This window comes from Achromobacter sp. CSND-B12, assembly GCF_052906545.1.
Genome location: NZ_JBREGJ010000001.1, coordinates 5,297,693 through 5,321,462 on the forward strand (window position 1 = coordinate 5,297,693; position 23,770 = coordinate 5,321,462).

The window sequence follows — 23,770 nt, forward strand, 5'->3', positions numbered from 1 at the left end:
GCCGCGTCAACGCGCCGTCATGGGACGGCGTGGCGAAATTATATGACCGGCGGCCGTTTATATAATAGGCAGCTAACCGGACAAATCGTACATGCCAGAATCTTCCCGCCCGCGGCCGCCCGTGCCGGCCGACGGGCCGACCCGGGGCCCCCGCAAGCCGCGTGCCGATGCCGCGGCCCCGGCGGCCCGCCAGGCGCCCCGCCCCGAGCGGCCCATTCCCGCCGTGACCTACCCCGAAGACCTGCCCGTCAGCGCGCGGCGCCAGGAAATCGCGCGCGCCATCGCAGGCCACCAGGTGGTCATCGTCAGCGGCGAGACCGGCTCGGGCAAGACCACCCAATTGCCCAAGATCTGCCTGGAACTGGGCCGCGGCCGCCAGAAGATGATCGGCCACACCCAGCCGCGGCGGCTGGCCGCCACTTCGGTGGCCAAGCGCATCGCCGAGGAACTGAACACGCCGATGGGCGAGGTGGTGGGCTACCAGGTGCGTTTCAACGACCGCACCGGCCCCAATGCGTCGATCAAGCTGATGACCGACGGCATCCTGCTGGCCGAGTCGCAGCGCGACCCGCTCCTGCGCCGCTACGACACCATCATCATCGACGAGGCGCACGAACGCAGCCTGAACATCGACTTCCTGCTGGGCTATCTCAAGCAGCTGCTGCCGCGCCGTCCCGACCTGAAAGTCATCATCACCTCGGCCACCATCGACGCCGAGCGCTTCGCCCGCCATTTCGCCGCGTCCGAGGACAAGCCGGCGCCGGTGATCGAGGTCTCGGGCCGGTTGTATCCGGTCGAGGTGCGCTACCGTCCGGTGCGCGAGGAAGCCGCCGAGGACGAGACCGCGCCCGCCAGGCCGGGCCGCGACCGCGAGCGCATGTCGGGCGACGAGGAACGCGACCTGATCGACGCCATCGTCGACGCGGTCGACGAATGCGCCCGCCACGGCCCCGGCGACGTGCTGGTGTTCCTGCCGGGCGAGCGCGAGATCCGCGAATCGGCCGAAGCGCTGCGCAAGCGCCACCCGGCCGGCACCGAGGTACTGCCGCTGTACGCGCGCCTGTCGCAGGCCGAGCAGGAACAGATCTTCCATCCGCGCGGCAACGCGCGCCGCATCGTGCTGGCCACCAACGTGGCCGAAACCTCGCTGACGGTGCCCGGCATCCGCTTCGTGGTCGACAGCGGCCTGGCGCGCGTCAAGCGCTATTCCTGGCGCAACAAGGTCGAGCAGCTGCGCATCGAACCGGTCAGCCGCGCCTCGGCCAACCAGCGCGCCGGCCGTTGCGGCCGGGTCGGCCCCGGTGTCTGCATCCGGCTCTACGACGAAGCCGACTTCAACGCCCGCGCCGCCTTCACCGACCCCGAGGTGCTGCGTTCCTCGCTGGCGTCCGTGATCCTGCGCATGAAGTCGCTCAAGCTGGACGACATCGAGCAGTTCCCGTTCGTCGAGGCCCCGCCCGGGCGCGCGGTGGCCGACGGCTACCACCTGCTGCAGGAACTGGGCGCGATCGAACTGGCGGCCGCCGATGATGGCGACGACGCCAGCCGCACCGGCGCCTCGTTCGTCCTGACCCAGACCGGCCACGAATTGGCAAAGCTGCCGGTGGACCCGCGCATCGGCCGCATGATCCTGGCCGCGCGCGAGCACCAGTGCCTGGCGGAAATGCTGATCATCGCTTCGGCGCTGTCGGTGCAGGACGCGCGCGACCGGCCCATGCAGGAACGCGAGGCGGCCGAAGCCGCGCACGCCAAGTTCGCCGACGACAAGTCCGAATTCATCTCCTTCCTCAAGCTGTGGCGCTGGTACGGCGAGCAGGTGCAGCACAAGGCCTCGCAGCGCAAGCTGGTGGGCCTGCTGCGGCAGAACTTCCTGTCGCCCATCCGGCTGCGCGAATGGCACGACGTCCACACCCAGCTGGCCGCCCTGGTGGGCGAGCAGGGCTGGCGCGTCAACCAGGTCGAGGCAACCTACGAACAGCTGCACATGGCGCTGCTGTCGGGCCTGTTGGGCAACATCGGCTTCAAGAGCGACGAGGGCGGCCACTACCAGGGCGCCCGCGAGATCCGTTTCCACATCCATCCGGGCTCGCGCCTGGTGAAGAAGGCCGGGCGCTGGATCGTCGCCGCCGAACTGGTCGAGACCACCCGCCTGTACGCGCGCTGCGTGGCGCGCATCGATCCGGTCTGGCTGGAAAAGGTCGGAGCCCATTTGATCCGCAAGAACTGGTCGGACCCGCGCTGGGAAAAGAAGGCCGGCCAGGTGGTGGCCAACGAACGCGCCACGCTCTATGGCCTGACCATCTACAGCGGCCGCCGCATCCAGTACGGCCGGGTCCATCCGCGCGAGGCGCGCGAACTGTTCATCCGCCAGGCGCTGGTGCCGGGCGAGATCGACACGCGCCTGGCCTTCGTGGCCCACAACCGCAAGCTGATCGCCGGCATCGAGAAACTTGAGCATCAGACCCGCCGCCCCGACATCCTGGTCGATGACGAGCTGATCTACGCCTTCTATGACCGCCAGCTGCCGGCCGACATCTCGCAGACCGCGACGCTTGAAAAGTGGGTCAACGGCCTCGACAAGGCCGAAGCCGCCAAGCTGCTGCTGACGCGCGACGAACTGATGCGGCACGAGGCCGCCGGCGTCACCACCGACGTCTTCCCCAAGAAGGTGGAGTGGCAGGGCGTGTCGATGGCGCTCGATTACCACTTCGAGCCTGGCTCGCCGCGCGACGGCGTGACGCTGGCGGTGCCGCTGTTCGCCCTGAACCAGATCGATCCGGCGCGCTGCGAATGGCTGGTGCCCGGCATGCTCAAGGAGAAGGTGCACCTGCTGCTCAAGTCGCTGCCGCAGAAGCTGCGCCGCCACTGTGTGCCGCTGCCCGACTACGCCGCCGGCTTCTACGACCGCTGGTTCGAGCGCCTGGGCGACCCGCAGACCGGCCTGGTGGACGCCCTGATCGCCGACATGTGGGACCAGGTGCAGGTGCGCCCGGCCGCCGCCGACTTCAAGCTCGAGACGCTGCCGGCGCACCTGTTCATGAACTTCCGCGTGGTCGACGAGCACGGCCGCATGCTGGCCGCCGGCCGCAACCTCGCGCAGTTGCGCGCTGAGTTCGGCAAGCAGGCCCAGGCCACCTTCCAGCAGTTGGCCGCCAGCGACACCCAGGTGGCGCAGGCGCTGGCGCACGAGAACCTGACCGCCTGGACCTTCGGCCCGCTGCCGGAGATCATGGAGATCAAGCGCCGTGGCCAGTCGGTCATCGGTTACCCGGCGCTGGTCGACCGCGGCGCGCATTGCGACCTGGACGTGTTCGACGACCCGGACGAGGCCCGCAAGGCGCACCGCGCCGGCCTGCTCAAGCTGTTCCGGCTGGGCCTGCGCGAGCAGGTCAAGTTCCTGGAAAAGAACCTGGCCGACCTGACCAGGATCAGCATGCTCTACATGACGCTGGGCACGCAGGAAGAACTGCGCGACCAGATCATCGACTGCGCCCTGGGCCAGGCCTGCCTGGCCGAGCCCTGGCCGGTCAACGAGCAGCAGTTCGAGGCGCGCCGGGCCGAGGGCAAGGGCCGGCTGGGCCTGCTGGCGCAGGAGGTGGCGCGCCTGGCGGGCACGATCCTGACCGAATACGCGGCCCTGCAGCGCAAGCTGCCGCAGGCCAAGCCGCACGCCGCGGCCTATGCCGACCTGCAGCAGCAGCTGGGGGCGCTGATGCCCAAGTGGTTCATCCGCGACACCCCTTACCCCCAGCTGTCGCATTTCCCGCGCTACCTGAAGGCGGCGGTGGCGCGCATCGACAAGCTGCGCGCCGATCCGGGCCGCGATGCCAAGCTGGTGGCCGAGATGGCCCCGCTCGTGACCCAGTACCAGCGGGCCCGCTCGGCCCTGAAGGGGGCGCCCGACCCGCGCCTGGACGAGTTCCGCTGGTTGCTGGAGGAGCTGCGGGTAGCCCTGTTCGCGCAGGAATTGCGCACGCCGATGCCGGTGTCGGTCAAGCGCCTGATGAAAAGCTGGGAATCCCTGCAGCGCTGATCTTGCAGGTTCAGGCGTGGCCGGCGCGGCCCCGTCAACCGAGGAATACGGGGCGGCGGGAGCCGTCCCGTATTACCGTCAGATTTCAGTCGTTTTCTGTTCAGTGACGCGTCATCTGGTTATGCTTCAATGCGCGGGCCTTCACCCCCCGCTCCCTGGAGCATTGCCGACATGTTCGAGCTCTTCAGCACCCGGACGCGCCCGTCCGCGTCGTCCCGCTCCACGCCCAATCGCTGGGACTGGGCGCTCCTGCCCCTGGTGCTGGGGGTGCTGGCCGCGATGGCCTATGGCGCCTCGCAGATGAGCCGCCCCTTCGCCGTCGGCGAAGAACTGCCGATCTCGCTGGATCCGATCTACCTGCCGTACTACCTGCTGCGCACCATCCTGCGGATGTTCACGGCGCTGGCCTTTTCGCTGCTGTTCAGCTTCGTCTTCGCGGCCATCGCGGCCAAGTTCCGCACCGCCGAAAAAGCCATGATCCCGATGCTGGACATCCTGCAATCGGTGCCCATCCTGGGTTTCCAGGCCATCGCCATCGCGCCCTTCATCGCGCTGTTTCCCGGCAACCTGCTGGGCGTGGAGTGCGCGGCGATCTTCGCCATCTTCACCTCGCAGGCCTGGAACATGGCGTTCAGCCTGTACCAGTCGATGCGCACCGTGCCGGCCGAGCTGAACGAGGCCGCGCGGGTGTTCCGGCTGTCCGGCTGGCAGCGTTTCTGGCGCCTGGAGCTGCCGTACGCCACCCCGGGCCTGTTGTGGAACATGATGATGTCCATGTCCGGCGGCTGGTTCTTCCTGGTGGCGGCCGAGGCCATCTCGGTGGCCGGGCAGGACATCAAGCTGCCCGGCATCGGCTCGTACATCGCGGTGGCCATCGACGCCGAAAACGGCCGCGCCATCGCCTGGGCCATCGGCGCCATGATGGCCGGCATCCTGCTCTACGACCAGTTGTTCTTCCGGCCGCTGCTGGCCTGGGCCGACAAGTTCCGCTTCGAGGAATCGCAGGCCGACGTGGCGCAACAGTCCTGGTTGCTGGCCTGGACCCGCCGCAGCCGCTGGATGCAGGCCCTGTCGAACATGTTCTGGGCGCGGATGCGGCGCGCGCTGGGCTGGTTCAGCGTGCCCTACGACGGCACCTCGATCCGCGCCCGCGCCAAGGCGCCGGACCTGCGCTGGACCCGCATCTGGGATTCGCTGCTGGCCGCGGCCGCGCTGCTGGCGACCTACAAGCTGGTCGTGTTCGTGCACCAGGAAGTGGGCTGGGGCGAGGTGCTGCACGTGGTCGGCCTGGGCGGCATCACCCTGGCGCGGGTGATGGTGCTGATCGGACTTGCGTCGCTGATCTGGGTGCCGATCGCGGTCTGGATCGGCCTGCGGCCCCGGTATTCGCAACGGGTGCAGGCGGTGGCGCAGTTCCTGGCGGCGTTCCCGGTCAACCTGCTGTTTCCGGCCGTGGTGTTTGTGATGGTGGCGTTCAAGCTCAATCCGAACATCTGGCTCAGCCCGCTGATCATCTTCGGCACCCAGTGGTACATCCTGTTCAACGTGGTGGCGGGCGCCTCGACCATTCCCAATGAATTGCGCCTGGCGGCCGGCAACCTGGGCCTGAAGGGCTGGCTGCTGTGGCGCCGGGTCTACCTGCCGGCGGTGTTTCCCAGTTTCATCACCGGCGCCATCACCGCCAGCGGCGGCTCCTGGAACGCCAGCATCGTGGCCGAGTACGTGTCCTGGGGCAATACCTCGCTGGTGGCCGACGGCCTGGGCAGTTACATCAAGCAGATGACCGAGCAGGGCGATTTCCACCGCATCGCGCTCGGCATTGGCGTCATGAGCATTTTCGTCATGCTGCTGAACCGGTTTTTCTGGCGCAAACTGTATTTGCTGGCCGAAGACCGCGGCCGGTAGGAGTCTCCATGCCTTCCAATTTCCTGATTGAACTGCACGATGTCGGCAAATCGTTCCGCGCCGCGGATGGCACTGCCCGGCACGTGCTGGAACACGTGGACTTCACGCTGCGCGAAGGCGAGATCGTGGCCCTGTTGGGCAAGTCCGGTTCGGGCAAGTCGACCCTGCTGCGCATCATGGCGGGGCTGGTCAACGCCGACCAGGGCACCGTCACCTACCGCGGCCAGCCGGTGTACGGCCCCGCGGCAGGCATCGCCATGGTGTTCCAATCGTTCGCGCTGTTCCCGTGGCTGACCGCGCAGCAGAACGTCGAGCTGGGGCTGGAAGCCCAGGGCGTGGCGCCGGCCGAGCGCGCCAGGCGCGCCGACGCGGTGCTGGACCTGATGGGGCTGGGCGGTTTCGGCGGGGCCTTGCCGCGCGAGCTGTCCGGCGGCATGCGCCAGCGCGTGGGCATCGCCCGCGCCCTGGTCATGAATCCCGACGTGCTGCTGATGGACGAGGCCTTCTCGGCCCTGGACGTGCTGACCGGCGAAACGCTGCGCGACGACATGCTCGAACTATGGGACGAGAGCCGCATCTCGACCAAGGGCATCCTGATCGTGTCCCACAACATCGAGGAAGCGGTCATGATGGCCGACCGCATCATCGTGTTCTCCAGCGACCCCGGCCGCATCCGCAGCCAGGTGCAGATCGGCCTGCCGCGGCCGCGCAACGCCGATTCGCCGCAGGTGCGGGCGCTGATCGACGAGGTCTACGCGCTGATGACGCAGCGCCCGGCGCACGACATGCCGACGCCGCGCCAGCAGGGCCTGGGCTACCGCTTTCCGCAGACCGAGGTCGAGCGCATGGAAGGCGTGCTCGACGTGCTGGCCGAGGCGCCGTTCAATGGCCGCGCCGACCTGCCCAAGCTGGCCGAGGAAGCCGAGATCTCCGACGACGACCTGCTGCCGGCCTGCGAAGCGCTGGGCTTGTTCGGGCTGGCCCAGATCGACAAGGGCGACATCTACCTGACGCCGCTGGGCCAGCGCTACGTGCAGGCCGACCAGGACCAGAAGCAGGCCATCTTCGGCCGCCAACTGCTGGCCCACGTGCCGCTGGCCGCGCATATCCGCCACAGCCTGGAACAGGAACCCGCCGGCGAGCTGCCGGAAAGGAATTTCCTGGATTCGCTGGAGGAATTCCTCAAGCCCGACGAAGCCGAGCGCGTGCTGAAGATCGCGGTGGAGTGGGGCCGCTATGGCGAGATCTATGGCTACGACTACCACACCGGCCTGTTGAGCTTGCCGGAGCGCGCCGCGGGTTAGGGTGGGGAGCGGCGGGCCGGACGGCCCGCCGTGGTGGCGTGATGACCGCGCGATCCGCGCGGTCGGCCTGATCACAGGGCGATGAAGCCCGCGATCACCAGGATGATCAGGCCGTACTTGGTGGCCTTGTAGACGTTGCGGTTCCAGGCCTTGAAGGCCTTGCGCTTCTGGTCGATGACCCAGTGCGCATGGGTCAGCTTGTTGATGGCGCCGGTCTGGTCGCCGCCGTCGTTGGGCGAGCTGGCCGCCGACATCACCACGCGGCCGAACCAGCGGTTGAAAGCCTCGGCCCAGCCCCACTTGAGCGGCCGCTCGACGTCGCAGAACAGGATGATGCGGTTCTGGTCGGTGTGGTTGTAGGCCTCGTGCACGTAGGTCTCGTCGAACACCACGCTTTCGCCGTCGCGCCAGCTGTAGGATTCGCCGTCGACGATGATGTGGCAGCGGTCGTCGTTGGGCGTGGTCAGCCCCAGGTGGTAGCGCAGCGAGCCGGCGAACGGGTCGCGGTGGGCGTTGAGCTTGCCGCCCGGCGGCAGCTCGGCGAACATCGCCGCCTTGACCTTGGGCAGCGTCTTCAGGATGGCCACCGTCTTGGGGCACAGTTCCTCGGCCGAGGGGTGGCGGGCGTCATACCACTTCAGGTAGAAGCGCTTCCAGCCGTACTTGAAGAAGGAATTGAAGCCGATGTCGTTGTGGCTGTCGGCCGCCTTGATGCGGCGCAGCTCGGCCATCTGCAGGGCTTCGTCGCGGATCGTTTCCCAGTTGTCGTCCAGCACCTTGAGTTCGGCGATCTCGCTGGTGGTCAGGTAAGGGGTGGACGGCACGCGCGAGGTCAGCACCATGAAGGCGTTGACCGGCGCCAGCAGCACCGAGTGATCCAGCAGTTGCCGGCCCAGCGGCAGCTTGACGCGGCCACGGAAGTGCGCGAACAGGATGGCGGCAAGCCAGATCCCGGGTATCAGCCATTTCATACGTAAATCTCGTCCTGCGGCGGGTGAGTCAGGTGCAATCGCCTATTGTTACACAGCGTCGCCGAACAGGCCGTGGAGGAATCGTCCGCAGGGCGGTTTTAGGCCCTCCGACTAGGTACAATTCCTCCTATGTCCGAAGCCGTAACAACTCCGTCCCCTTTTGTCCACCTGCGCGTCCATTCCGAGTTCTCGGTAGTGGACGGCATCGTGCGCATTCCCGACCTCATCAAGCGTGTCGCCAAGCTGGGCCAGCCGGCTGTCGCGCTGACCGATCTGTCGAACCTGTTCGGCCTGATCAAGTTCTACAAGGGCGCGCGCGGCGCGGGCATCAAGCCCATCGCCGGCTGTGACGTCTGGCTGAGCAACGACGACGATCCCGCCAAGCCGTTCCGCGTGTTGCTGCTGGTGCGCAACCACCAGGGCTACCTGAACCTGTGCGAACTGCTGTCGCGCGCGTTCCTGACCAACCAGGGCAAGGGCCGGGCCGAGATCCGCCGTGAATGGCTGCAGGGCCAGGACGGCCTGATCGTGCTGTCGGGTGGCCGCGGCGGCGACGTCGGCCAGGCGCTGGACGCCGGCAACGCGGTGTCGGCGCTGGCCTTGGCGCGCCAGTGGGCGCATATGTTCCCGGGCAGCTACTACATCGAGTTGCAACGCGCCGGCATGGACGGCGACGAGGCCTACACCCAGGCCGCCATGCGCCTGGCGGCCGAGGCCGGCCTGCCGGTGGTGGCCACGCACCCGGTGCAGTTCCTGGACGAATACGAATTCCAGGCGCACGAGGCCCGTGTTTGCATCGCCGAAGGCGAGATCCTGGCCAACCCGCGCCGCGTGCGCCGCTTCAGCAAGGAACAGTACCTGCTCAGTTCCGAGGAAATGGCGCGTCGCTTTGCCGACGTGCCCTCGGCGCTGGCCAATACGGTCGAGATCGCCAAGCGCTGCAACCTCAGCCTGGTGCTGGGCAAGCCGCGCCTGCCCAACTTCCCCACGCCCGACGGCGTGTCGCTGGACGACTACCTGGTGCAGTTGTCCGAAGAGGGCCTGGAAAAGCGCATGGCCTTCCTGTTCCCGGATGAAGCCGAGCGCGCGTCCAAGCGCGAGCAGTACTACGAACGCCTGCGCTGGGAATGCAAGACCATCATCCAGATGGGCTTCCCGGGCTACTTCCTGATCGTGCAGGACTTCATCAACTGGGGCAAGAACAACGGCGTGCCGGTCGGCCCGGGCCGGGGTTCGGGCGCCGGTTCGCTGGTGGCGTACGCGCTCGGCATCACCGACCTGGATCCGATCCGCTACGACTTGCTGTTCGAGCGCTTCCTGAATCCCGAGCGGGTCTCGATGCCCGACTTCGATATCGACTTCTGCCAGGACAACCGCGAACGCGTCATCGACTACGTCAAGGAAAAATACGGTCGCGCCGCCGTGAGCCAGATCGCCACCTTCGGCACGCTGGGCGCCAAGGCCGTGGTGCGCGACGCCGGCCGGGTGCTGGACATGCCCTACATGTTCTGCGACGGCCTGTCCAAGCTGATCCCGTTCAACCCGATGGACCCCTGGACGCTCGAGCGCACCCTGAAGGACGAACCGGCCTTCAAGGACCGCTACGAGCAGGAAGAGGAAGTGCGCGCGCTGGTCGACCTGGCCAAGCCGCTCGAAGGCCTGACGCGCAACATCGGCATGCACGCCGGCGGCGTGCTGATCGCGCCCGGCAAGCTCACCGACTTCTGCCCGCTGTATTGCCAGCCGGGGCAGGAGAACAGCGCGGTGTCGCAGTTCGACAAGGACGACGTCGAAGCCGCCGGCCTGGTCAAGTTCGACTTCCTGGGCCTGCGCAACCTGACCATCCTGGACTGGGCCGTGCGCTACGTGCGCCAGTTCAACGAGGACAAGCGCGACTTCGACGTCATGGCGCTCAGCCTCGACGATCCGGCCGCCTACAAGATTCTGTGCGACGCCAACACCACCGCGGTGTTCCAGCTGGAATCGCGCGGCATGAAGGAACTGCTCAAGAAGCTGCGGCCCAACACCTTCGAAGACATCATCGCCATGCTGGCCCTGTACCGTCCGGGGCCGCTGGAATCGGGCATGGTGGACGACTTCGTCAACCGCAAGCACGGCCGCGCCGCGGTGGACTACTTCCACAACGATCTGGAGAGCACGCTCAAGAGCACCTACGGGGTCATCGTCTACCAGGAACAGGTGATGCTGATCTCGCAGATCATCGGCGGCTACTCGCTGGGCGGCGCCGACCTGCTGCGCCGCGCCATGGGCAAGAAAAAGCCCGAGGAAATGGCCAAGCACCGCGAACTGTTCGAGAAGGGCGCCAAGGAAAAAGGCCACGACCCCGACCTCGCGGTCAAGCTGTTCGACCTGATGGAGAAGTTCGCGGGCTACGGCTTCAACAAGTCGCACTCGGCCGCGTACGCGCTGATCTCCTACCAGACCGCCTGGCTCAAGGCCTACCACCCGACCGAGTTCCTGGCCGCCACCATGTCCTCCGACATGGACGACACGGACAAGGTCCAGATCTTCTGCCGCGACGCCCAGGACAACGGCGTCGAGGTGCTGCCCCCCGACGTCAATTTCTCGGGCTACCGCTTCGAACCCGTGGCTGACAAGCACACCGAAAAGGGCAAGCCGCCGCGCACCATGCGCTACGGCCTGGGGGCGGTCAAGGGCACGGGGCAGGGCGCGGTCGAGGACATCCTGCGCGCGCGCAAGGAAGGCGGCCCGTTCCAGAACCTGTTCGACTTCTGCCGCCGCGTCAGCAAGCACGCGGTCAACCGCCGCACCATCGAGGCCCTGATCAAGGCCGGCGCGTTCGACACCATCGAACCCAATCGCGCCGCCATGCTGGCCTCGGTGCCCACCGCCATGGAAGCGGCCGAGCAGGCCGCGCGCAGCGCCAACCAGTCCTCGCTGTTCGGCGACGACAGCAGCGACGTGGTGGCCGGCGAACTGGCCAAGGTCGCGCCGTGGGACCTGCACAAGAAGCTGACCGAGGAAAAATCGGCGCTGGGCTACTACTACAGCGGCCACCTGTTCGACGCCTGGCGCGACGAAGTGCGCCAGATCGTGCCGATGCAGCTGGCGCGGGTCGAGCCGCAGCGCGACCTGCAATGGATGTGCGGGGTGCTGGCCAGCGTGCGCGTCATGATGACCCGTCGCGGCAAGATGGTGTTCGCGGTGCTGGACGACGGCACCGCGCAGGTCGAGATCTCGGTCTTCAACGAGCTCTACGAAAAGCACCGCAACCGCCTGCGCGAAGACCAACTGGTCATCGTCCAGGGCAAGGTCAGCAACGACGACTACTCGGGCGGCATGCGCATCGTCGCCGAGCAGCTCTATGACCTGCAGCTGGCGCGCGAGGCGCGCGCCAAGTCGCTGCGCGTCAAGCTCAACGGCGGCGCCGACGCCGCGCGCCTGCGCCAGATGCTCAACCCGTTCCGCGCCGAGCCCGAGAACGGCATCCCCGGCGTGCCGGTGGACATCGTCTACACCAAGAACAATTTCCTGTGCACGGTGCGGCTGGGCGAGGAATGGCGGGTCCGCATGGCCGATACCCTGCTCGAAAACCTGAATGCCTGGACCAAGCCCAACGGCGTGGAGGTCACCTACTGATGCGTATCGTCCATTCGGAAGCCGCCACCAGTTTCGGTGGCCAGGAAGGCCGGATCTTCAAGGAAATGAACGCCATGCGCGCGCGTGGCCATCACCTCGAAGCCATCTGTCAGCCCACCGCCCTGCTGGCCGAGCGCCTGTCGGATGCCGGGTTCACGGTGCACACGCTGGAAATGGACGGTCCCGTCAATTACGTCAAGGGCGTCATCGCCATCCGCCGCATCCTGCGCGAAGGGCGTTTCGACGTGCTCAATACCCACAGCCGGCGCGATACGGTGATCGCCGCGGCGGCCGGCCGGCTGGCGGGCACGCCGCTGATCGTCCGCACCCGCCACTTGTCCAACAAGGTCGGTTCGTTGTGGTCATACACGCGCCTGCCGCACCGCGTCACCACCGTCAGCGACCACGTGCGCGAGCATCTGATCGGGCGCGGCGTGCCGGCCGACCACGTCGCCACGGTCTATTCGCCCATCGTGTTGCCGCCGCCGGTCGAGCATTCCACGCTGCGCGAGGAACTCGGCCTGGCGGCCGATGACGTGGTGGTCGGCTGTGTGGCTGTGATGCGCGCCACCAAGGGCCACAAGGACCTGATCGACGCCATCGCGCCGCTGATGGCCGCCCGTCCCAACCTGCACCTGGTGTTCGTGGGCGGGGGATCGCCGGTGTTCGAGCAGACCCAGGCCTACGTGGCCGAACGCGGCCTGGCCGATCGCATCCACCTGATGGGGATGCGGCGCGACGTGCCCAACCTGCTGGCCGGCTGTGATCTGTTCGCGCTGGCGACCCAGCAGGAAGCGTCCGGCACCGTCTACGTCGAGGCCCAGGCCAGCGGCCTGCCGGTCATCGGCACCGATGTCGGCGGGGTTTCCGAGATGTTCCGCGACGGCGAAACCGGCATCCTGGTGCCGCCGAAGGACCCGGCCGCGCTGACCGCCGCGCTCGAAAGACTGGTCGATGACGCCGCGCTGCGCCACCGCATGGGCGAGGCGGGCCGCAAGATGGTCTGGGAAGAAGGCGTGTTCTCGCCCGCCCGCCTGGCCGAAACCACCGAAGCCGTCTACGCCCGCTGGCTGGCGGAGCGGCGCGGATGAACGCGCCCAACGTCCCGGTGTTGATGTATCACCACGTCACGCCGGCCGGCGGCATGATCGCCGCCACCCCCGAGGTTTTTGAGGCGCAGATCGCGCGCCTGGCGCGGGCCGGCTACCAGTCGCTGTCGACCGACCAGTTCGCCGCCTACCTGGCCGGCGCGCCGGCGCCCGAGCGGTCGGTGCTGATCACGTTCGACGACGGCTATCTCAACAACTGGGTCCATGCCCATCCGGTGCTGGCGCGCCACGGCATGCGCGCCGTGCTGTTCACCATTACCGGCTGGATCGGCGACGGGCCGGCGCGCCCGCACGCGGGGCAGGGCCTGCCGTTGCCCGCCACGCCCGACCACGACGCCTGCAAGAAGCTGATCGCGGCCGGGCGCGGCGACGAGGCCATGCTGCGTTGGAGCGAAATCGAGGCGATGCGCGCCGCCGGCACTTTCGAGTTTCATTCGCATACCCACACCCACACGCGCTGGGACAAGGTCTGCGGCGCCGACACCGAGGCCAAGCGGGCCCATATCGCGCGGGAACTGTCCGATTCGCGCGAGACGCTGATCCAGCGCCTGGGGCAGGCCAGTGATCATCTTTGCTGGCCGCAGGGCTATTTCGACGCCGACTACGTGGCGGCCGCCAGGCAGGCGGGCTTTCGGCACTTGTACACTACCGACCCTTTCGGCCAGAACACGCCTGGCGCCGACCCCGGCCACATCTACCGCTTCGCGGTGCGCAACCAGGGCGGTACCTGGTTGAACCGGCGCCTCTGGCTGTCGCGCGATCCCTTCTGGGGGCCGCGCTATCACGCCTGGAAAGCCTGGAAAAAGCGTCTTAGGAATCGCGGATGAAGTTATCAGTCATAGTCATCACCAAGAACGAGGCGGCCAACATCGCCGAATGCCTCAAGTCGGTTGCTTTCGCCGACGAGTTCATCGTCGTGGATTCGGGCAGCACCGACGGCACGGTGGAGCTGGCCAGGGCCCTGGGGGCGCGGGTCGAAGTGACCTCCGACTGGCCCGGCTTCGGTCCGCAGAAGAACCGCGCGCTGGACCTGGCCACCGGTGACTGGGTGTTGTCGATCGACGCCGACGAGCGTGTCACGCCGGAGCTGGCGCGCGAGATCCAGGACACCCTGGCCGCGCCGCGCGCCGACACCTACGAGATCGCCCGCCTGTCGAATTTCTGCGGCCGCGACATCCGCCACAGCGGCTGGTGGCCCGACTACGTGCTGCGCCTGTTCAAGCGCGGCGCCGCGCGCTTCAATGACGCCGCCGTGCACGAGCGCGTGGTGCCGGCCAATGGCCAGCCGCCGCTGCAGCTCAAGGGCTACTTCCATCATTACCCGTACGACAACCTGGACGCGCTGGTCACCAAGATCAACCGCTACTCGTCGGACGCCGCCGCCATGATGTACGCCAAGGGGCGCCGCACTTCCGTGTTCGGCGCGCTGGGCCACAGCTTCTGGACTTTCGTGCGCATCTACCTGATCCGGCGCGGCTTCCTCGACGGCCGCCACGGCCTGGTGCTGGCGGTGACCGCGGCGGCGGGCAGTTTCTTCCGTTACTCGAAGCTGATGTTCCTGGCCGAGAAGAACAAGTGAAGATTCTCTACACCAATTTCCACGCCGGCAACGGCGGTGGACACGTCACCTACATCATCAACCTGTGCCGCGCCCTGGCCGCCGAGCACCAGATCACGGTCGCCGCGCCCGCCAGCAGCCGCCTGTACCGCTACGCCAAGGCGATCCCCGGCGTCACGGTCGCGGACATGCGCTACACCACGCGGCCCTCGTCCTGGTTCAAGGACCGCGCGCGGCTGCGCCGCCTGATCAAGGACGGCGGCTTCGACATCATCCATGCCAACGGCTCGGCCGATCACAAGCAGGTGATGCTGGCCACGCTGGCGATGGCGCGCCGCCCGCGCATCGTGTTCACCAAGCACAACGACCATCCGCTCACCAGTTTCGGCCACAAGCTGCGGGTGGCGCTGGCCACCGACCACAGCATCGCGGTCAGCGACTACATCCACGGCCTGCTGTCCGATTCGCCGTACCGCAAGCGTCCCATCACCACCATCCGCCACGGCATCGACACTCAGTTCTTCGCGCCGCCGGCGCCCGAGAGCGTCGACAAGCTGCGCGAACTCTTTTTCGGCCCGCAATGGCGCGGCAAGCTGCTGCTGGGCAGCGCCGGCGGCACCGACTACGACAAGGGCTGGCTCGACCTGGTGGCCGCGGTGGCGGCCTTGCCGCCGAGCGACAAGGAGCGGGTGCTGCTGCTCGTGGCCGGCGATCCGCCGTCCGAAGCCAAGCTGGAGCGGGTGCGCGAATTGGGCATGACCGATCAGCTGCGTTTTCCCGGCCTGCTCGACGACGTGCGGGCCGCCTTGGCCGCGTGCGATGCCGGTTTCGTGCTGTCGTACCGCGAGGCGTTGTCGTTCGCCTGCCGCGAGATCATGGGCCTGGGCCTGCCTGCCCTGGTCACCAACGTCGGCGGCCTGCCCGAGAACGTGAATGACGGCGTCGACGGCTGGATCGTGCCGGTGCGCGACGTGGCCGCCATGACGGCGCGCCTGCGCATCATGCTGGACGATCCCGGCCAGGTCCGCGCCATGGGCGCGAACGCCCGCGAAACCGCGGTGCGCGACTTCAACCTGGCGCGTTTCGCGCAAGCCACGGTCGACGTCTACCAGCGTACGTTGGGCGGACACTGAGCCTTATAATCCGCGCTATGTCTATCCCAATTCTCATGTACCACCAGATCGGCGAGCCCAATCCCAAGGGCACGCCGTTTCGCGGCCTGACGGTGCACCCGGACGATTTCGCGCGCCAGATGCGCTGGATGCGCTTCCTGGGTTATCGCGGCCTGTCGATGCGCGACATCATGCCGTACGTGCGCGGCGAGCGCCACGGCAAGGTATTCGGCCTGACCTTCGACGACGGCTACCGCAACGTGGTCCAGAATGCGATGCCGGTGCTGGACAAGCTCGGCTTCACGGCCACCAACTACCTGGTGGCCAACCAGTTCGACGGCGGCAATGTCTGGGACGCCAAGATCGGCATTCCCTTTTCGCCCCTGATGACCGTCGACGAGATGCGCCAGTGGGCCGCCTCCGGCCACGAGGTCGGCTCGCACACCCTGGATCACGTCCACCTGCCCGAAATGACGCCCGAAGAGGCGCGCCGCCAGATGGTCGAGTCCAAGGACGTGCTGGAGCAGGCTCTCGGCGCGCCGGTCACCGCCTTCTGCTATCCCTACGGCGACCATGGCCCGGAACACCTGGTCATGGCGCGCGAGGCGGGCTACGACAACGCCACGTTGACCAAGCGCGGCCTGGCGCGCGCCAGCGACGATCCCTTCGGCCTGCCGCGAGTGACCGTGTCGCGTTCGACCGGCATCTTCCGTTTCCTGCAGAAATGCCTGACGCGCTATGAAGACACCCGCGGGCGCCGCTGAGCGGCGGCTGCGCATCGCACTGCTGGTCGACCGCTTCGGCAACCGCTTCGGCGGCGCCGAGGCCTACGGCGTCGAACTCATGCGCGTGCTGGGCCAGCGCCACGATATTTCCGTGGTGGCGCGCGACTTCGACAGCGATCTGCCGTTTCCCTTCCACCCGGTGCGCTTTCCCGGCTGGCTGCCCAGCTGGATGCGGGTGCTGTATTTCGCCTGGAAGGCCGATCGCCTGACCCGTGGCCGCTACGACATCGTCCATTCGCACATGAACGGCTGGGCCGGCGAAATCCAGGTCATGCACGTCACGCCAGTACGCTACAACCGCCTGACCCGGGCCAAGCCGCTCAAGCGTGTACTCGCCTGGCTCAGCCCGCGGCTGGCCACGTATCTGTTGCTCGAGAAATTCCGGGTGCGCCGCGCGCCCGCCCGTCGGGTGGTGGCGGTGTCCGGCCTGATCATGGACCAGTTGCACCGCAGCTACGGTCCGCAGCTGCCGGTCGAGATCATCGCGCCCGGCGTCAAGCTGCCCGCGCCGGAAGCGGCGGACTCGCGCGCCGCCACGCGCGCCTCGCTGGGCTGGGAGGCAGACACCATCGGTTGCCTGCTGGTGGCTCGCAACCCGCTGCGCAAGGGGCTGCCCGCGCTGCTGGACGCGCTGGCGCTGCTGCCCGCGCCGTACCGCCTGCTGGTGGTGGGAGCCGACGCCGCGACCCGCGACCGGGTGCGCGCGGCCGGCGCGGTGGCCAATCGCGTCACGCTGGTCGATCCCACGCCCGATGTCGCCAGGTACTTTGCCGCGGCCGACATCTACGCCCATCCGACGCTCAACGACAGCTACGCCATGGCGCCGCTGGAAGCCATGTCGCATGGCTTGCCGGTCGTGGTCAGTTCCCCCGCCTACTGCGGATTCGCGCAATACCTGTCGGCCGGCAAGGATGCCCTCATCCTGCAGGATCCGCGCGATGGCGCGCAGCTGGCGCAGGCCCTGCAGCGCCTGGGCGACGAACCCGAACTGCGCGCGGCGCTATCCGAGCGCGGCCTGGCGATCGCGCGCGACCAGAGCTGGGAGACCGTGGCGTCGCGCTACGAAGACCTCTACCACGGGGTGCTGGCCGAGCGCGGCTGACAAGCGGCCGCAGGCAAAAAAAACGGGACCGCAAGGTCCCGTTTTCGCTTTCAACGCGTCGGCGCCGTGGCCCGTTCCAGTTCCCCCAGCCAGCGGATCGCATATTCGCGCTCGGATCCGCACATTTCGGGCTGGGCCTGCAGCCCGCCGCAGAAAGCCGGACGCTCGGGCTGGCCGAAGAGGGCGCAACGCATGTCCGGCAGCAGCTGGATACAGGGCACGCCTGCCGGCTTGCCGTCGGGCATGCCGGGAATCGGCCGCGTGATCGACGGCGCGATGCAACAGGCGCCGCACCCCGGCCGGCACGCCAGCGAGGCCGGCATCTTCAGACCCACCCGCGCAGCCAGTAGACGAACAGGCCGGCGTATTCCTTGATGATGGAGCGGCTGGCGTCGAACGTGCGCTGGTCGGGCAGCCACGGGTTCAGCGAACCATCGGCGGGCGCCACGATCTGCGGGGGCGCGGGCGCGGCGATGGCGATCACGCCCTGCTTGGAGAACGCCGCCATGGCGCGCGGCATGTGCAGGGCGGACGTGACCAGCAGCACCTTGCCGATGCCGCGGGTCTTGAGCTGGTCTTCGGTCAGGGCCGCATTCTCGTAAGTGGTGCGGCTGGCGTTTTCCAGGATCAGGGCCGATTCCGGCACGCCCTGTTGGCGGATGGCGTGGGCCATGCCGCGCGCCTCGCTCACGTCGCCTTCCAGCGCGCCGCCCGACAGCACCACCTTGGGCGCCCGGCCCGCCAGGTAGAGCTGGGCCGCGGTGTCGACGCGCACCACGGCGGTGTCCTTGTCGTAGGGCAGGAACCAATTGGCGCGGCCATTGGCGGTATTGCCGCCCAGCACCACGATGGCGTCGGCGGTGGGAGACTCGGCGGGCGGCAGGTGCGGATAGCGGTTTTCCAGCGCGCCGCCGAGCCAGAGCGAAGTCACCGGAAGCGACCACGCCAGCGCCCACAGCAGGCCGGCGAGGATCAGGGCGCCGCCGGTCTTGCGCAGCCGGAACAGGCCCAGCACCAGGCCGACCACCACCAGGGTCAGGCACAGGTTGTAGGGAATGATCAGATTCGTGAGGTAGCTCGACATGGTCATTTCAAGACAAACTGTTTACCGCGCATTGTCCAGCATGGCGTTGGCCTGCTGTTGCACCGCCTCGGCGGATGGCCACGCCGTTTCCGAACCGATGCACACCGCCCGGGGCGACCACGGTCCGGTCCGGCCGGGGCGGGTGACGCCGAATAGCGTGAGTTCCCGCGCGCCGGCCGCCGCGGCGACGTGCGAAACGCCGGAATCGTTGCAGACCACCAACGCTGCTTTGGTCGTCAACGCGGCGAACGCGCCCAGGGACAAGGGAGGCAGCAACTGCGCGCTCGGGGCATTGCGCCGGGCTTCGTCGGTTTCCGCCGGAGGGGGGCACATTACCACGGTATGGCCCCGTGCCTGCAAGGCGCGGGTAAGTGTATCGAATCCTGGCCACACCTTGATCTTTCCCTTGTGCAGCCCGGTGGCCGTGGGCGCGATCAGGACGAAGCGCTGCCCGGCCAGGCCCGCCGCCTCCAGGGCCAGGTCGGCGGCGCCCTGGTGCGTTGGCGTCAGGGGCAGGTCGAGTGTGGGAGCCGGGTCGGCGGGGCCGGTGGGCAGACCCCAGCGGGCCAGCGCTTCGCGTGTCAGGTGATGCCAGGACTGCACCGCGTGCAGGGCGGCGTCCGGCTTGGCTACCGGCCAGCGCAACAGGAAGCTGCGGCCGTCGTCGCGATAGCCCGCCGATGGCACTCCCGCCAGCCGGAACACCAGCGCGCTGGACAGCGAATCCGGCAACAACAGGCCGCGGGCGCGCCGCCCCTCGGCGCCCAGGGCGCGGCGATGGGCGCTGACCGTGGCTCTATCCGGCCCCACTTTTCCCAGCATCGGCAGGAACTCCCGTTTGTCGATCCCGTCCAACAGGTCCCGCGCCCAGGGGCGGGCACAGATAACCAGGGGCAGGCCGGCGGCCTGCAAGGCCCGCAGGCTGGGCAGGCTCATGCAGACATCGCCCACCCAATTGGGCAGGCGGACGTAGAGGCAACTGATTTCGGACATGGACAGGCGCACCGCGCGATAGGAACTGAAAGGGGGACGCCCGGCCCCGCGCGGCAACGCGTAGCCAGTACAATCCGGGGCACAATTGTATAAAAGCGAGTGATTCCATTGAATTCTGCCGCACGCAACGCGCCCGCAGGCTCCCAGCCTGTCAAAGCTGAACTCTGGAGCCGAATCTATAGCCGGGTCGGTTCCTACTGGAAGGGGCTGGTGCTGGCGACCCTGCTGATGGCCGGCGCCGCCGCCACGCAGCCCACGCTGGCCGTCATTATGCAGCCCCTGCTGGACGACGGCTTCTCGGGCGCCAAACCGTACTATGTCTGGGCGCTGCCGCTGGCGGTGGTCGGGTTGATCTTCCTGCGCGGCGTCTGCAACTTCTTCAGCGACTACCTGCTGGCCTGGGTCGCCAACAACGTTCTGCTGGGCATGCGGCGCGACATGTTCGAACGCCTGCTGGGCCTGCCCGACGCCGATTTCAAGCGCGGCGACACCGGCCGCCTGCTGAACCGCTTCACCATCGACGCGGGCAACGTCACCGGCTACGCCACCGACGTCATCACGGTGCTGGTGCGAGAAACCCTGGTGGTCATCGCCCTGATCTGCGTGCTGCTGTACACCTCGTGGGTGCTGACCCTGATCATCCTGATCATGCTGCCCGTCTCGGTGCTGATCGCGCGCACCTTCATCAAGCGCCTGCGCCGCATCAACCGCGACACCGTCAACATGAACGCCGAGCTGACCCGGGTGGTCAGTGAGGGCATCGACGGCCAGCGCGTCATCAAGCTGTTCGACGGCTACGAGGTCGAACGCGGCCGCTTCGATTTCGTCAGCAGCCGCCTGCGCCGCTTCGCCATGCGCACCGCCACCGCCGACGCCGCCCTGACGCCCCTGACGCAGGTGTGCATCTCGATCTCGGTGGGCGCGGTCATCGCCGTCGCCCTGGGCCAGGCCAACAACGGCTCGCTCACGGTCGGCAGCTTCGCCTCCTTCATGGCCGCGCTGGCCCAGATATTCGACCCCATCAAGCGCCTGACCAACCTGGCCGCCCGCATGCAGAAGATGCTGGTGTCGGCCGAAAGCGTGTTCACCCTGATCGACCAGGTGCCCGAAAGCGACACCGGCACGCGCGAACTGCCCGAGCCCGTGCGCGGCAAGGTCGAGTTCCGCAACGTCACCCACCGCTTCGCCGACGCCGACCGCGACACCATCAATGATGTGTCCTTCGTGGTCGAACCCGGCCAGACCGTGGCGCTGGTGGGACGCTCCGGCAGCGGCAAGACCACGCTGGTCAACATGCTGCCGCGCTTCGTGCTGGCCGACAGCGGCGCCATCTACGTCGACGACGTGCCGATCAACGACCTTAAGCTGCGCAGCCTGCGTTCCCACCTGTCGCTGGTCAGCCAGGACGTGGTGCTGTTCGACGACACCATCGCCGCCAACGTCGGCTACGGCGCCCTGGGCGAAGCCAGCGAGCAGCAGGTGCGTGACGCGCTGGCCGCCGCCAACCTGCTCGATTTCGTCGAAGGCCTGCCGCAGGGCATCAACACGCCGGTGGGCGAAAACGCCGCCCGCCTGTCCGGCGGCCAGCGCCAACGCCTGGCGATCGCCCGCGCCCTGATCAAGAACGCGCCGATCCTGATCCTCGACGAGGCCACCTCCGCGCTCGACAACGAGTCCGAACGTCAGGTGCAGGCCTCGCTCGAGCGCCTGATGAAGGGGCGCACGACGCTGGTCATCGCGCACCGCCTGTCCACGGTGCAGAACGCCGACCGCATCATCGTGCTGGACGCCGGCAAGATCGTCGAGCAGGGCGCCCACGCCGAGCTGCTGGCCGCCGACGGCCTGTACGCCTCGCTCTACAACATGCAGTTCCGCGAAGACTGATCGCGTGCGCGGCGCCCGGGGCGCCGCGCCAGGCCACCCAGGAGCCGCCCATGTCCCTGCCCGCAGAAGGCAACCAGCTGGTCAACGTCGTCGTCCTGCTGGGCGCGGCGGTGGTGGCGGTCCCCTTGTTCAAGCGCCTGGGACTCGGTTCCGTCCTGGGTTACCTGGCCGCCGGCCTGGCCATCGGCCCGTTCGGCATCGGCTGGTTCTCCGATCCCCGTTCCATCCTGCATGTGGCCGAACTCGGCGTGGTGATGTTTCTGTTCATCATCGGCCTGGAAATGCAGCCGTCGCGGCTATGGAAGCTGCGCGGGGAGATCTTCGGCCTGGGCGTGGCCCAGGTGGTGGCCTGTGGCGCGCTGTTGACGGCGGTCGGCCTGTTGGCCGGATTGTCGGGGCCGGCGGCCTTCATGGCGGCGATGGGTTTCGTGCTGTCGTCCACCGCCATCGTCATGCAGATACTGGCCGAGCGCGACGAGACCGCCAGCGCCCAGGGCCAGCGCATCGTTTCCATCCTGCTGCTCGAAGACCTCGCCATCGTGCCCCTGTTGGCCCTGGTGGCGTTGCTGGCGCCGGCAGGCACCACCGAGCATGGCGATCCCTGGCTGCAGGCGGCCATCGCCATCGGTTGCGTCCTGGCGCTGCTGGCGGCCGGGCGCTGGTTGCTCAATCCTCTGTTCCGCCTGCTGGCGGCCGCGCATGCCCGCGAAGTGATGACCGCCGCCGCGCTGCTGGTGGTGCTGGGCGCGGCGCTGCTGATGGAATTGGGCGGCCTGTCGATGGCCATGGGCGCCTTCCTGGCCGGCGTGCTGCTGTCCGAGTCCACCTTCCGCCATCAGCTGGAGGCCGAGGTCGAGCCGTTCCGCGGCATCCTCCTGGGCCTGTTCTTCCTGGGCGTCGGCATGTCGCTGGACCTGGCCGCGGTGGCGCGTGAATGGCAGTTGATCCTGGCGGGCGTGCTGGTCTTCATGCTGGTCAAATCGGTGGGCGTCTACCTGGTCGCCCGGCTGTTGCGCGCCAGCCATGCCGAGGCCGTGACCCGCGCGGCGTTGTTGGCCCAAGGGGGCGAATTCGCCTTCGTGCTCTACGGCGCCGCCGCGGCCGCGGGCATCTTCGATGCGCACCTGGCCGCCGTGCTGATCGCCGTGGTCATCATTTCCATGGCCTTGACGCCCTTGTGCGTACTGGCGCTGCGCTGGCTGCTGCCCAAACCCGTCCCCTCGATGGAAGGGGTGGACGTGGCCCGGGACCTGGAAGGTTGCGCGCTGATCGTGGGTTTCGGCCGTTTCGGCCAGATCGTGACGCAGGCGATGCTGGCGCGCGACATGAAGGTCTCGATCCTGGATATCGACACCGATGCCATCCGCGCGGCCGCCAAATGGGGCGTCAAGGTTTATTACGGGGACGGTACCCGCATCGACATGCTGCGCACGGCCGGCGCCGAAACCGCCAAGGCCATCCTGATCTGTATCGACAATCCGCAGTCAGTCAACCACATGGTCAAGCTGATCAAATCGGAATTCCCCCTGGTGCAACTGGTGGTGCGGGCCTATGACCGCATCCATTCCCTGGCGCTGGCCAGGGAAGGGGTCGACTACCAGGTGCGCGAGACCCTGGAATCGGCCCTGGTTTTCGGCGAAGCCGCGCTGCGCGCCATCGGCGTGCCGCCGGACGAAGCCGCCGACGTGGTGGCGGACGTGCGCAAGCGGGACACCGACCGGTTCGAGCTGGAGGTGGCCGGCGGCTTGTTCGCCGGGCGCTCGCTGCTGTACGGCAACATGACCGGCCCGGCGGATGGCAGGAACGACCAGCCGGACCGTGAAACCGTGGCGCCGGCCGGGCATGCGGAGCCTGGCGCGCCGGCATGACCGCCGTATGACAAGCGACCCGTATCGCGTATTACAGCCTCTTTGCATTACTTTACGCATCATTTCACGCGCAAGTCCGATCGGCTGAGGTAGATTTAGCTTCAAGCGCGCTCCACTTCCGGAGCGTTTCTGCCAGGGGGCTGCCATGCTGCAATCGGATCGGATTTCCACGACCCCGCAAGCGGTCGCGCTTGAGCTTGCACGCCGTCAAGCCACGACCCTGCGTTGCGGGTTTTGCGCGGGCGCCATGCGCCAGCTCGTCCTGTCGGCGGGCGGGGCCGGCCCCGCCTGGGCCATCAGCGCCCATCGCGAAACCGACAAGGCGCGCGGCGCCAAGGCCTTCCCCTTCCGGATCGCCGCCACGCTGTCCTGACGCGCTGGCCCGGCCGCGCGGCCGTGGGGGGCGCGTGGCCGGCTGCCATCGCCACGCGGCGCTTGCCG

Annotated in this window: 17 protein-coding genes; 13 read left to right on the forward strand and 4 right to left on the reverse strand. The window is 67.9% G+C overall.

All coding sequences use genetic code 11. The features are described from left to right. Positions 1–91 precede the first annotated feature (91 nt). From hrpA to ACUTAG_RS25020, 3 genes are all read left to right on the forward strand, one after another. Positions 92–4,033, forward strand: coding sequence for an ATP-dependent RNA helicase HrpA (hrpA, locus tag ACUTAG_RS25010; RefSeq protein ID WP_262352208.1), 3,942 nt, complete (start codon positions 92–94; stop codon positions 4,031–4,033). 171 nt (positions 4,034–4,204) lie between these two features. Next, a complete protein-coding gene (locus ACUTAG_RS25015; RefSeq protein ID WP_148316566.1) occupies positions 4,205–5,938 on the forward strand; it encodes an ABC transporter permease in 1,734 nt (577 codons plus the stop codon). An 8-nt stretch (positions 5,939–5,946) separates the two neighbouring features. Further along, positions 5,947–7,242 carry an ABC transporter ATP-binding protein gene (locus ACUTAG_RS25020; RefSeq protein ID WP_026382732.1) on the forward strand — a complete coding sequence of 432 codons (1,296 nt, stop codon included), beginning with the start codon at positions 5,947–5,949 and terminating at the stop codon, positions 7,240–7,242. Between the two features lie 71 nt (positions 7,243–7,313). Here the strand turns inward: ACUTAG_RS25020 and lpxO are convergent, their stop codons facing one another. Beyond that, positions 7,314–8,213: a lipid A hydroxylase LpxO gene (lpxO, locus tag ACUTAG_RS25025; RefSeq protein ID WP_020924404.1), complete on the reverse strand. Its 900-nt coding sequence runs from the start codon at positions 8,211–8,213 to the stop codon at positions 7,314–7,316. Positions 8,214–8,342: 129 nt separating this feature from the next. Between lpxO and dnaE the strand changes: the two genes are divergently transcribed. Genes dnaE through ACUTAG_RS25060 form a run of 7 tightly spaced genes read left to right on the forward strand, consistent with a single transcriptional unit; the run spans position 8,343 to position 17,500 of the window. Further along, complete coding sequence (gene dnaE, locus ACUTAG_RS25030; RefSeq protein ID WP_006384039.1) at positions 8,343–11,834, forward strand: DNA polymerase III subunit alpha; 3,492 nt, start codon at positions 8,343–8,345, stop codon at positions 11,832–11,834. Beyond that, complete coding sequence (locus ACUTAG_RS25035) at positions 11,834–12,925, forward strand: glycosyltransferase family 4 protein (RefSeq protein ID WP_148316567.1); 1,092 nt, start codon at positions 11,834–11,836, stop codon at positions 12,923–12,925. Before dnaE ends, ACUTAG_RS25035 begins: the two co-directional genes overlap by 1 nt. Next, positions 12,922–13,770 carry a polysaccharide deacetylase family protein gene (locus ACUTAG_RS25040; RefSeq protein ID WP_006384037.1) on the forward strand — a complete coding sequence of 283 codons (849 nt, stop codon included), beginning with the start codon at positions 12,922–12,924 and terminating at the stop codon, positions 13,768–13,770. The genes ACUTAG_RS25035 and ACUTAG_RS25040 overlap by 4 nt, the downstream gene beginning before the upstream one ends. Further along, entirely contained in the window at positions 13,767–14,522 is a 756-nt protein-coding gene (locus ACUTAG_RS25045; RefSeq protein WP_006384036.1) for a glycosyltransferase family 2 protein, read from the forward strand. The genes ACUTAG_RS25040 and ACUTAG_RS25045 overlap by 4 nt, the downstream gene beginning before the upstream one ends. Further along, positions 14,519–15,634, forward strand: a complete 1,116-nt coding sequence (locus ACUTAG_RS25050) for a glycosyltransferase family 4 protein (protein WP_020924400.1) — start codon at positions 14,519–14,521, stop codon at positions 15,632–15,634. The genes ACUTAG_RS25045 and ACUTAG_RS25050 overlap by 4 nt, the downstream gene beginning before the upstream one ends. A gap of 17 nt (positions 15,635–15,651) precedes the next feature. Beyond that, positions 15,652–16,377 carry a polysaccharide deacetylase family protein gene (locus ACUTAG_RS25055; protein ID WP_006384034.1) on the forward strand — a complete coding sequence of 242 codons (726 nt, stop codon included), beginning with the start codon at positions 15,652–15,654 and terminating at the stop codon, positions 16,375–16,377. Beyond that, positions 16,352–17,500 carry a glycosyltransferase family 4 protein gene (locus ACUTAG_RS25060; RefSeq protein ID WP_047993494.1) on the forward strand — a complete coding sequence of 383 codons (1,149 nt, stop codon included), beginning with the start codon at positions 16,352–16,354 and terminating at the stop codon, positions 17,498–17,500. Before ACUTAG_RS25055 ends, ACUTAG_RS25060 begins: the two co-directional genes overlap by 26 nt. A gap of 50 nt (positions 17,501–17,550) precedes the next feature. Here the strand turns inward: ACUTAG_RS25060 and ACUTAG_RS25065 are convergent, their stop codons facing one another. Genes ACUTAG_RS25065 through ACUTAG_RS25075 form a run of 3 tightly spaced genes read right to left on the reverse strand, consistent with a single transcriptional unit; the run spans position 17,551 to position 19,577 of the window. After that, complete coding sequence (locus ACUTAG_RS25065) at positions 17,551–17,823, reverse strand: YkgJ family cysteine cluster protein (protein WP_035199663.1); 273 nt, start codon at positions 17,821–17,823, stop codon at positions 17,551–17,553. Positions 17,824–17,825: 2 nt separating this feature from the next. Further along, positions 17,826–18,590, reverse strand: a complete 765-nt coding sequence (locus tag ACUTAG_RS25070; protein WP_006384031.1) for a YdcF family protein — start codon at positions 18,588–18,590, stop codon at positions 17,826–17,828. 15 nt (positions 18,591–18,605) lie between these two features. Then, positions 18,606–19,577, reverse strand: a complete 972-nt coding sequence (locus ACUTAG_RS25075; RefSeq protein ID WP_054515489.1) for a glycosyltransferase family 9 protein — start codon at positions 19,575–19,577, stop codon at positions 18,606–18,608. Between the two features lie 108 nt (positions 19,578–19,685). Here ACUTAG_RS25075 and msbA point away from each other — a divergent pair, with 108 nt between their 5' ends. The 3 genes from msbA (at position 19,686) to ACUTAG_RS25090 (ending at position 23,702) form a co-directional block, all read left to right on the forward strand. Beyond that, entirely contained in the window at positions 19,686–21,461 is a 1,776-nt protein-coding gene (gene msbA, locus ACUTAG_RS25080) for a lipid A export permease/ATP-binding protein MsbA (RefSeq protein WP_047993493.1), read from the forward strand. Positions 21,462–21,511: 50 nt separating this feature from the next. Then, positions 21,512–23,329 carry a monovalent cation:proton antiporter-2 (CPA2) family protein gene (locus ACUTAG_RS25085; RefSeq protein WP_054500050.1) on the forward strand — a complete coding sequence of 606 codons (1,818 nt, stop codon included), beginning with the start codon at positions 21,512–21,514 and terminating at the stop codon, positions 23,327–23,329. A 145-nt stretch (positions 23,330–23,474) separates the two neighbouring features. Further along, positions 23,475–23,702, forward strand: coding sequence for a hypothetical protein (locus ACUTAG_RS25090; protein WP_006384026.1), 228 nt, complete (start codon positions 23,475–23,477; stop codon positions 23,700–23,702). Positions 23,703–23,770 lie beyond the last annotated feature (68 nt).

Coding starts and splice junctions, on each gene's coding strand:
- ACUTAG_RS25070 (WP_006384031.1), bottom strand. CDS start 18,590: ATGACCATGTCGAGCTACCTCACGAATCTGATCATTCCCTACAACCTG.
- dnaE (WP_006384039.1), top strand. CDS start 8,343: ATGTCCGAAGCCGTAACAACTCCGTCCCCTTTTGTCCACCTGCGCGTC.
- ACUTAG_RS25015 (WP_148316566.1), top strand. CDS start 4,205: ATGTTCGAGCTCTTCAGCACCCGGACGCGCCCGTCCGCGTCGTCCCGC.
- hrpA (WP_262352208.1), top strand. CDS start 92: ATGCCAGAATCTTCCCGCCCGCGGCCGCCCGTGCCGGCCGACGGGCCG.
- ACUTAG_RS25035 (WP_148316567.1), top strand. CDS start 11,834: ATGCGTATCGTCCATTCGGAAGCCGCCACCAGTTTCGGTGGCCAGGAA.
- ACUTAG_RS25040 (WP_006384037.1), top strand. CDS start 12,922: ATGAACGCGCCCAACGTCCCGGTGTTGATGTATCACCACGTCACGCCG.
- ACUTAG_RS25085 (WP_054500050.1), top strand. CDS start 21,512: ATGTCCCTGCCCGCAGAAGGCAACCAGCTGGTCAACGTCGTCGTCCTG.
- ACUTAG_RS25090 (WP_006384026.1), top strand. CDS start 23,475: ATGCTGCAATCGGATCGGATTTCCACGACCCCGCAAGCGGTCGCGCTT.
- lpxO (WP_020924404.1), bottom strand. CDS start 8,213: ATGAAATGGCTGATACCCGGGATCTGGCTTGCCGCCATCCTGTTCGCG.
- ACUTAG_RS25045 (WP_006384036.1), top strand. CDS start 13,767: ATGAAGTTATCAGTCATAGTCATCACCAAGAACGAGGCGGCCAACATC.
- ACUTAG_RS25065 (WP_035199663.1), bottom strand. CDS start 17,823: ATGCCGGCCTCGCTGGCGTGCCGGCCGGGGTGCGGCGCCTGTTGCATC.
- ACUTAG_RS25060 (WP_047993494.1), top strand. CDS start 16,352: ATGAAGACACCCGCGGGCGCCGCTGAGCGGCGGCTGCGCATCGCACTG.
- ACUTAG_RS25020 (WP_026382732.1), top strand. CDS start 5,947: ATGCCTTCCAATTTCCTGATTGAACTGCACGATGTCGGCAAATCGTTC.
- ACUTAG_RS25075 (WP_054515489.1), bottom strand. CDS start 19,577: ATGTCCGAAATCAGTTGCCTCTACGTCCGCCTGCCCAATTGGGTGGGC.
- ACUTAG_RS25055 (WP_006384034.1), top strand. CDS start 15,652: ATGTCTATCCCAATTCTCATGTACCACCAGATCGGCGAGCCCAATCCC.